Genomic DNA, 9,277 nt, shown 5'->3' on the forward strand with positions numbered 1-9,277 from the left:
GAACGCCGTCGTCGCGTGACGGCCGTGATCGCCTCGTCTCCGGTTTTCCGGGGGCGGGGCGACGCGGCGTGCCCCGGCGCCGGGGTGCGGTGCCGCCGTGCGGACTCCGAGTCTGGCCTCCGCATTATTCTCACTTGACAGACGAAGTGTCCAACTGATGAAATTGGTCGACAGCACGACCAGAGCCGGTCGAGCCCCCAGGGAGAGTCAATGAAGACTGTGTATGCGGTGACGGGCGGAGGCCTGCACCTCGGCGAAGCCCCCATTCCCGCCACCGAGCCGGGACAGGTGCGCGTGCGCGTCGTCTACGGCGGCATCTGCGGAAGCGATCTGCACTACGCCGCCCACGGCCGCAACGGCATCTACACGATCGAGCAGCCCCTCGTCCTCGGCCACGAGATCGTCGGCATCGTCGACGCGGTCGCCGACGACGTCAGCGACCGCGCGGTGCCGGGACAGCGCGTCGCCATCCATCCCGCGACCCCGACCCCCGCGCCCGGCAGCCGCGACGGAGCCGGACTGCGGCTGGCCTACGGTGGCAGCTACCTCGGCAGTGCCTCGACAACGCCGCACACCGCCGGAGGCTTCGCCGAGTACCTGATCGTGCGCCCCGAGCAGCTGCGGATACTGCCCGACGGGCTTCCGCTGCGCCGAGCCGCCCTCGCCGAGCCCCTCGCCGTCGCGCTGCACGCCGTGGCGCTCGCGGGCGAGGACCTCGTCGGCGCTCGCGTCCTCGTCGCCGGGGCCGGGCCGATCGGCAGTCTCGTCGTCGCCGTCCTCAGCGCGAGAGGGGTGACCGACATCACCGTGACCGACCTGCAGGCCGCGCCCCTCGAGACGGCGCGAGCGGTGGGCGCGGCGCGGACCGTGCTCATCGGGACGGATCAGGCACCCGCCACCGACAGCGTCGACGTGGTGATCGAGTCCTCCGGCAGCCCGCGGTCCCTCGCCAGTGCGCTGGACTGGGTCAGGCGGGGCGGGACCATCGTCCAGCTCGGCCTGCTTCCGGCGGGCGAGCTGAGCATCCCGCTCGCCGCGCTGGTCAGCAAGGAGATCACCCTGCAGGGCTCGCAGCGCTTCGACATCGAGCTCGACGAGGCCGTCGACCTTCTCGCCGACGCCGCACGGATCGGAGCCGTCGTCAGTCACGTCCTCCCCGTCGACGACGCCGTGCAGGCCTTCGACATCGCGGCCGACTCCGCCGCGTCCGCGAAGGTGCTGCTGCGCTTCGGCGACGACCCCGACGAGGCGGGGGACGGGCGATGAACGCCACGGCCGACGCCTCGGGGCTGCGCATCCGCGGACTGCGAAAGGCCTACGGTGCCGTCCTGGCACTGCGGGAGCTCGACCTCGACGTCGAGCGCGGCTCCATCCACGGCCTGCTCGGAGGGAACGGATCGGGCAAGAGCACGCTGGCCAAGATCATCTCCGGCGCGGTCGTCCCCGACGCCGGCGTGATCACGCTCGACGGGGTCGCGGTCACCGCCTCGCGGCCGGCCGACGCACTGGCCAACGGGATCGTCATCACCTACCAGGAGCTCAGCCTGCTGCCCTCGCTGTCCGTCAGGGACAACCTCGTCCTCGGGCGTATCCCCGGCGGCGTGTTCCGCTCCCGCGCGGAGACGATCGCGCTGACCGACGACGCCCTCGCCGCCGTGGGGCTGGGCGAACTGGACGGCGAGACCCTCGTCGCCGAGCTGCCCCAGAACGTTCGCTACATGCTCGAGTTCGCCAAGGCGATCCTGTGGCGGCCCCGGGTGCTCATCGTCGACGAGATCACCTCGGCGCTGTACCGCGACAACGTCGCGACCGTGTCCGAGACCCTGCGACGGCTGCGCGACCAGGGAACGGCGATCATCTTCATCGGCCACCGCATGGGCGAGATCCTGGACCTGTGCGACCGCGTGAGCGTGCTGCGCAACGGCCGGATCACCGCGGGGTTCGACGCCGCAACCACGACCGAGGAGGAACTGCTCACCGAGATGATCGGGCGGCCGCTGGCCGAGGCGAGGGCGGCGAGCGCGGTGGACGTCGTGGCGGACGGCCCGCGCGTGCTCCGGCTGCGCGACTTCCCCACGCCCGCCCAGCCCGGCACCATCGACCTCGACGTCCACGCCGGACGCGTCGTCGGCATCGCCGGGCTCCAGGGCCAGGGACAGCGGGAGCTGCTGCGTGCCCTCTTCGGCCTTCACGGCAGCGCGCACTTCGAGCTCGACGGCGAGGATGTCACCGTGCGCAGCCCGCACTCCGCCGTGCGGCGCGGCATCGCCTACGTGTCGGGAGACCGTGGGCCGGAGGGGACGTTCGCCATCCGCAGCCTCGGCGAGAACCTCACGGTCACCAGCGATCTGGTGCTCCGCCGGCGCATCGCCAGGCCGAAGGCCGTGCTCGAGTCGCTCGGGGTCAGGTTCGCCCGGGTCGGCCAGCCGATCTCCTCCCTCAGCGGCGGCAACCAGCAGAAGATCGTGCTCGGCCGCTGGCTGGCGACGTCCCCGAGGCTCCTGCTGGCCGACGACGCCACCAAGGGCGTCGACGTCGCGGCTCGTCGCGAGCTGCACCGTCTGCTCGTCGATCTCGCCGCGGAGGGGGCGGCCGTCGTGTTCGCCTCCAGCGACGAGGAGGAGCTCGTCGAGGTCGTCGGCACGGACCCGGGCAGCGTCATCCACGTCGTCTACCGGGGCGCCGTGGTGCGCACCCTGCGCGGCGACGAGATCAGCGTCGAACGCGTCATCGAGGCATCGCTGCCCGTCACCTCCGGAAGGACACCGCAATGACCCGCATCCTCGGTGCGCTCAGGACCTCGTCGACGCCAGCGATCGTGCTGTTCGCCGTGACGTTCGCGCTCACGGCCGTCGTCAACCCCCGCTTCCTCAGCCCGGTGGGGCAGACCAACTTCTTCGGCTCGTACCTGCCGCTCGTGCTCGTCGCGATGGCGATGGCGGTCATCATGGTCACCGGGGGCATCGACCTCTCCCTCGGTGCCGTCATGACGCTGGTGAACGTGGTGTTCATCACCCTCGTCGGCCACGGCGTGCCCGTCGTGCTCGCCGTGGCGGCCGGGGTGCTGGCGGCACTCGCCGTGGGTGCGGTCAACGGTCTGCTGGTCTCGGCCGGGCGCATCCCGCCGCTGCTGGCGACGCTCGGGACGATGTTCGTCGTCAACGGCATCTGCCTCACCGTCATGCCCGTCTCCGGTGGCAGCGCGCCGACGGAGATGGTCGCCGGCTACGCCTCGGGCATCGCCTACATCCCGGTGGCGTTGATCGCCGTCGTGGCCGCCATCGCCGCATGGGTCGTGTTCTCGCGCACGAAGCTGTCGCTGCGCATGTACGCCGTCGGGGGCGACGCCACGGCGGCCTACGCGAGCGGACTCGCCGTGCCACGCGTGACCTGGCTGTCCTATGTGATCGGTGCGGGGATCGCGTCCGTCGCAGCCATGGCGCTCACCGCCAACGTCGCCACGGGGGGTCCTGACATCGCCGGGACCTACACGATGAGCGCCATCGCCGCGGCCGTCATCGGGGGCGTCGCGCTGTCCGGGGGGACGGGGAGCCCGGTCGGCGCGGTGTTCGGCGCGCTGTTCCTCGGCCTGATCTCGAACCTGGTGCTCAGCCTGGGGATCTCCTCGTACTTCGTCTCCGCCGTCACGGGCGCCGTCGTCCTGGCCGGCATCGTCCTCACCTCGCTCGTCCGTCGTGACAGCGCCCTGCTGTCCTGGCGCCGGACGGCCGCACCGCAGTCACCGTCAGCCCAGGAAGGGGCACCGGCATGAGCACCTCACCGTCCACCGCACCGACGACGGAGACCGTCTCGATCCCCCTGGAGCGCCCGGGCGCCGGGCGGCGCGTGAAGGCCTATCTCGACGGACACCGCAGTCTGGTCGGCGTCGCGGCCATCGTGCTGCTGCTCGTGCTCGGAGGGATCATCCGCCCCGGGTTCGCCTCCGCGGACAACATCGGCTCCCTCCTGGCCATCGCGGCGATCCTCACCCTGCTGGCCTGCTCGCAGGTGTTCGTCGTCGTCTCCGGTGGGGAGGGGATCGACCTGTCGGTCGCCGCGGTCGCCTCGATGTCCGCCGTCCTGGCCTCGATGTTCCTTTCGCGTGCGGACGGGGCGCTCGGCAGTGCGCTCGCGATCGGCGGGGTCCTGCTCATCGCGCTGGTGATCGGCGCCGTGACCGGGCTCGCGGTCGCGTTCGCCCGGATCCCCCCGCTCGTGATGACGCTGGGCATGGCACAGCTCATCGCGGGGGCGGTCTTCGCCTACACGGCCGGCTCCGCCCCGTCCTCCGCCCCCGGCTGGCTGGCCGAACTGGGCGCGGCCCGGGCGTTCGGTCCCGTGCGCTGGCTCGTCCTCGTCGTCGCCGTCCTCGTCGTTGCCGGGGAGCTGTGGCTGCGCAGGACCCGCTCCGGCCGGTCGCTGTTCCTCGTCGGCGCCAACGACGGCGCCGCTCGCCTCAGCGGGCTGCGGATCCGCTCGATCAGGCTGCTCGCCTACACCTCGGCGAGCGTCACCGGGGCCGTCGCCGGGATCCTGCTGTTGGGCAGCGCCGGCTCGGCACAGCTGGGCATGGCCGACGGATACCTGCTGCTCAGCATCGCGGCGGTCATCATCGGCGGTGCGCGTTTCTCCGGGGGCGAGGGCTCCTTCGCCGGCGCGGCGATCGGTGCGGTGCTCCTGACCGTGCTCGACAGCCTGCTCCTGGTCCTCGGCCTCGGCCCCGGCACGCGCATCGCCGTGCAGGGCGCCATCCTGCTCGTCCTCACCCTCGTCTACGCGAGGGAACGCTCCCTGCGTAGCTAACCGAAAGGAAGAACAATGGTGTTCTACACCCCCACCTCCACCCGCGGCAGGGCCGCCATCACCGGGGCGGCCCTGGCCGCCGCTGCCGTGCTCGCCCTCGGCGGGTGCACGAGCACCGCAGGGGGAGACCCCGCGTCGGGAGGCGACGGCGAGGGATTCGTGATCGGAGTCGCGAACGGCCAGATCGGGAACACCTGGCGCGCGCAGTACATCGCCGAGATCGAAGCCGTCGCCGACGAGCTGACCGAGGAGGGCGTCGTCTCCGATCTGATCGTCGCGAGCACGAACGCCGACGTCAGCGAGCAGCTGTCCCAGCTGAACGACATGCTGACCCGTGGCGTGGACGCCATCATGGTCAACCCGGTGTCGTCGACGGCGCTCGAGCCGTTCATCGAGAAGGCGAAGGCGCAGGGTGTGCTCGTCGTCGTGAACGACAACGCCGCAGCCTATGACGGCACCTACTTCGTCGGCTACCCGCAGACCGACTACTGGACCATCCAGACCCGGTGGCTGGCCGAGACTCTCGGGGGCGAGGGCAGCATCGTCACGGTCGGCGGCGTCGCGGGCATGACCGCGGACGAGCTGAGGCAGCAGGGGGCGGCGGCCGTGCTCGAGGACTTCCCCGACATCGACGTCCTCGCCGAGGGGGAGGGCGAGTGGTCTCAGACGACGGCGGAGAGCGTGATGAGCTCGTACCTGTCCGCCTACCCGGACATCGACGGGGTCCTCGTCCAGGAGGTCATGCCCGAGGGGGTGCTGCGTGCCTTTGAGAAGGCCGGACGCGACTACGTTCCCACGACGGGCGACTACAACTACGGGTTCCTGCGCAAGTGGCAGGAGCAGCCGGAGCTGGACAGCATCGCCATCACCAACTCTCCCCACATCGGCGCCGACGGTGTCAAGATCATGGTCCGGCTGCTGCAGGGCCAGACCTTCAAGGAGGGGGAGCTGACCGCGAACCCGCTCGACCCCGAGCTGGTCAACGCCTTCCTCGTGCCCTACCCCTACGTGATCACCCGGGAGGGCGAGCAGGACGCCGCCTGGATGGAGGGGATCTCCCCGACGACGACGGCGGTCACCCTCGACGAGGTCATCGCGGACGGCGAGGGGGCGGAGGACGGCGAGTCCGTCGGCGTCACCATCTCCGACGACGCCCTCGACGCCGTGTTCGAGACCAAATGACCGACGACGGAACCAGAGAGAGTGACACCGACATGCTTCCCCTCGACGAGCTCACCCGCAGCTACCGACCCATCGACCTGAGTCACCGGATCGAGGAGCGGATGCCGAGCTACCCGACGCACTCCCGCTTCTTCCGCACGCTGTGGGAGTCCTACTGGCACGGCGAGCGGGCCGTGGCCTATCAGCTGCTGCTCAATGAGCACACCGGCACCCACGTCGACGCCCCGGCGCACTTCATGCGCGACGGGCACGAGCAGCACCGGTGGATCGACGAGGTCGACCCGACGCTTCTGCTGGGGCGTGGTGTCGTCATCCACATCGCGGACGGCGACGTGGACGACGGGCTGTACGGGATCGATGTGCTGGAGCGCTTCGAGCGCGAGCACGGCGCCGTCCGCCGCGGCGACGTCGTGCTGTTCGACACCGGCTGGCACCGCAAGTGGGCACTCAAACCGGACAGCGACGCGTACCTGGTCGGCTGGCCAGGGCCGACGGAGGAACTCGCGCTCGCGCTGGTCGAGCGCGGGATCTCCGCTGCGGGCTCGGACAACATCGGGTTCGACAAGCACGGCACGGAGGGGTTCCCCGCCCACTACGCCCTGCTCGGCAACGGGATCCTCATCATGGAGAACCTGGCCGCGCTGTCGGAGCTGCCGCCGAGCTTCCAGTTCCTCGGCATGCCGCTCAACATCGTCGGAGGATCGGGGTCGCCGATTCGCGCGGTCGCCTTCGTGGAGCGCTGAGCGCCGGGCCGTGTCGTCGGGTGACGCCGACGGCACGGCCAGGGGAGTGAGAACCGTGCTCAATTGCATAAATATATTGCAATTCGTTTATGTATGTGGTGTGCTGGGGGCATGGACGCGGACGAGGGGCTCATCGAGGCGGCCCGGCTGTTCAAGGTGCTCGGCAACGAGTCGCGGCTGGGCCTGCTCCGGCTGATCGGCGACGCCGAGTGCTCCGTCGGCGCGCTCGTCGAGGCGACCGGCCTCTCGCAACCGCTCGTCTCGCAGCACCTGAAGACGCTGCGCGACGCGGGGCTCGTGGTGGCCACCCGCCGTGGCAAGGCGGTCGGCTATCGACTGGCCGACCTCCATGTCAGTCACGTGATCGCCGATGCGCTCGCCCACGTCCGAGAGCCCGCCGCGGAGGAATCTGCGGACCCGACCGAACCCCACACGAAGGAGTCATCATGACCGTCACCGACATCCACGCCGAGCACACCGCGACTGAGCATCAGCACGGCGCCGACTGTGGTCACGAGGCCGTGCAGCACGGCGACCACGTCGACTACGTGCACGGAACGCACCACCACGCGCTGCACGGCGACCACTACGACGAGCACGAGTCCGTCGCCGAGCACGCCCCGGCGACGCACGCCCACGGCACCGACTGCGGTCATGAGGCCGTGGATCACGGCGACCACGTCGACTACGTGCACGACGGGCACCGTCACGCCGTCCACGGCGACCACTACGACGCGCACTGATCCGCGCTCGTTGATTGCCACGCCGGGGGCGTCTGCTGCGGCAGGCGCCCCCGGTGCCGCGTGGGGGAGTCGGCGGCGGCTGTGTGAGGGGAGTGCTCCGTTCTCCTCGGCGGGGTGCGGCGTGCGCCGGGCGATCACGCGGCGGGGCACCCGGATTCGCGGTCCGGGGGATAGGGCCATACTCTATTGAGAACTGTTCTCAATAGAAGGTGAGCTCATGACGCCCGAACCCGTGACCCTGGATGCGCTCGTCATCGGCGCCGGACCGGCGGGCGTCGGCGTCGCCCTCGCCCTCGACGCCGTGGACGGCCTGCGATATGGCGTTCTCGAGCGCGGCGCCGTCGGGCAGACCTTCCTCGACTGGCCGCAGCAGCTGAGCTTCCTCACTCCGTCGTTCACCGGCAACGGCTTCGGTGCGACCGACCTCAACGCCGTCCATCCGCAGACCTCTCCCGCGTTCAGCCTGGGGGTCGACTACCCGACGGGCGCCGAGTACGCGCGCTACCTCCGCGGCGTCGTCGCGCACTTCGGCGTGCCGATCCTCGCGAACACCGAGGTGACGCGGGTGGAGCGGCATCCCGAGGGCTTCGCCGTCGAGAGCTCGCGCGGCCCCGTCCTGGCCACGACGCTCATCTGGGCCGGCGGTGAGTTCGCCGAGCCGCTCGCGCCGCGCGTGGCCGGGGCGGGGCTCGCCTCGCCGGTCGGTCGCCCGGCCGCGTGGGAGGCGCGCTCCGGGCGGCTCGTGGTGATCGGCGGCTACGAGTCCGGGCTGGACGTCGCCTGCCACCACGCGGAGGCGGGGGTCGACGTGTCCGTCGTCGACGCGGCGACGCCGTGGGACGCGGGAGCCGGCTCCGACCCGTCCTACCGCTTGGCGCCGCGGACGCGCCAGCGGCTCGAGCGTGTCCGTGCGGGCGGGCACCTCACGCTCGTCGCGGCGAACGCCGCGGCCATCAAGCGCGGTGGCGGCGTCTGGGGTGTCAGCCTCGACGCCGGCTCGCGGCTGACGTCCGACACGCCTCCGGTGCTCGCGACCGGCTACGGGCCCGGCCTCGGCCCGGTCGCGCACCTCGTCGACCGCAGGGCGGACGGCTGGCCGCTCCTGGACGACGACGATCAGTCGACGCTCGCGCCTGGCCTCTTCCTCGCGGGGCCGGCCGTGCGGCACGGGGGCATGAAGTTCTGCTTCGTCTACAAGTTCCGGCAGCGCTTCGCACACGTCGCCGGGGTGATCGGCTCGGGCCTCGGTCTGGACGTCTCCGCGCTCGAGGCCTGGCGCGATGCGGGCATGCTCACCGACGACCTCAGCTGCTGCGGGGTGGAGTGCGCGTGCTGAGCGCCCCGGCCCGCTCGTGGCTGCCGAGCGTGCTGTTCGTCGGCGCGATCCTGGCGGGGAGCGTCGTCGGGCTGACGGCGCCGACGGTGGCCGGGGTGCTCTCGTCGGCCACCGACGCGCTCGTGCTGCTGCTCGTCGCCGCGCTGTTCGCCGGGGTGCGGCCCGACGGCCTCGCCGCGTTGCGTCGCGCCCCGCGGGCGGTCGGGCTGGTCCTTGTCGTCAACCTGTTCCTCGTCCCGCTCGTCGCTCTGGCCGTGACCGCCTGGCTGCCGGGGGAGGCGCTGCGACTCGGCGTGCTGCTGTACTGCCTCGCACCGTGCACCGACTGGTTCCTCGGATTCACCCGTCTGGCCGGGGGCGACACCGTCGCGGGGGCGGCGCTCGTGCCCGTGCAGCTGACGGTGCAGATCCTGCTGTTCCCCCTCTGGCTGGCCGTGCTCACCGGGGCAGGGGCGACGTCGGGGGGAGGG

9 protein-coding genes and 1 pseudogene are annotated in these 9,277 nt (G+C 71.4%); all 10 read left to right on the forward strand.

All coding sequences use genetic code 11. The annotated features are described in order from the left end of the window. Positions 1–210: 210 nt before the first annotated feature. Positions 211–1,266: a zinc-binding dehydrogenase gene (locus FM119_RS01760; RefSeq protein WP_087135978.1), complete on the forward strand. Its 1,056-nt coding sequence runs from the start codon at positions 211–213 to the stop codon at positions 1,264–1,266. Further along, positions 1,263–2,774 (forward strand): sugar ABC transporter ATP-binding protein, encoded by a 1,512-nt coding sequence (locus FM119_RS01765; protein WP_087135979.1) that lies wholly within the window; start codon positions 1,263–1,265, stop codon positions 2,772–2,774. The genes FM119_RS01760 and FM119_RS01765 overlap by 4 nt, the downstream gene beginning before the upstream one ends. After that, a complete protein-coding gene (locus FM119_RS01770; protein ID WP_087135980.1) occupies positions 2,771–3,772 on the forward strand; it encodes an ABC transporter permease in 1,002 nt (333 codons plus the stop codon). The genes FM119_RS01765 and FM119_RS01770 overlap by 4 nt, the downstream gene beginning before the upstream one ends. Continuing rightward, positions 3,769–4,803, forward strand: coding sequence for an ABC transporter permease (locus FM119_RS01775; RefSeq protein ID WP_087135981.1), 1,035 nt, complete (start codon positions 3,769–3,771; stop codon positions 4,801–4,803). The genes FM119_RS01770 and FM119_RS01775 overlap by 4 nt, the downstream gene beginning before the upstream one ends. A 15-nt stretch (positions 4,804–4,818) precedes the next feature. Beyond that, positions 4,819–5,985 (forward strand): ABC transporter substrate-binding protein, encoded by a 1,167-nt coding sequence (locus FM119_RS01780; protein ID WP_087135982.1) that lies wholly within the window; start codon positions 4,819–4,821, stop codon positions 5,983–5,985. A gap of 32 nt (positions 5,986–6,017) precedes the next feature. Next, the gene (locus FM119_RS01785; protein ID WP_179205150.1) at positions 6,018–6,728 is read left to right on the forward strand and encodes a cyclase family protein; all 711 of its coding nucleotides are present in this window, start codon (positions 6,018–6,020) and stop codon (positions 6,726–6,728) included. A 111-nt stretch (positions 6,729–6,839) separates the two neighbouring features. Further along, positions 6,840–7,178, forward strand: coding sequence for an ArsR/SmtB family transcription factor (locus FM119_RS01790; protein WP_087135984.1), 339 nt, complete (start codon positions 6,840–6,842; stop codon positions 7,176–7,178). Continuing rightward, positions 7,175–7,471 (forward strand): hypothetical protein, encoded by a 297-nt coding sequence (locus FM119_RS01795; RefSeq protein ID WP_087135985.1) that lies wholly within the window; start codon positions 7,175–7,177, stop codon positions 7,469–7,471. Before FM119_RS01790 ends, FM119_RS01795 begins: the two co-directional genes overlap by 4 nt. A 217-nt stretch (positions 7,472–7,688) precedes the next feature. Next, on the forward strand, positions 7,689–8,807 hold the full coding sequence (locus FM119_RS01800) for an NAD(P)/FAD-dependent oxidoreductase (protein ID WP_087135986.1): 1,119 nt from the start codon (positions 7,689–7,691) through the stop codon (positions 8,805–8,807). Continuing rightward, positions 8,801–9,277: pseudogene (locus FM119_RS01805) on the forward strand (arsenic resistance protein); the annotation flags it as partial. The gene FM119_RS01800 and the pseudogene FM119_RS01805, both read left to right, overlap by 7 nt.

It is taken from the genome of Mycetocola reblochoni REB411 (assembly GCF_900163835.1).
In the GTDB taxonomy this organism is placed as follows: domain Bacteria; phylum Actinomycetota; class Actinomycetes; order Actinomycetales; family Microbacteriaceae; genus Mycetocola_B; species Mycetocola_B reblochoni.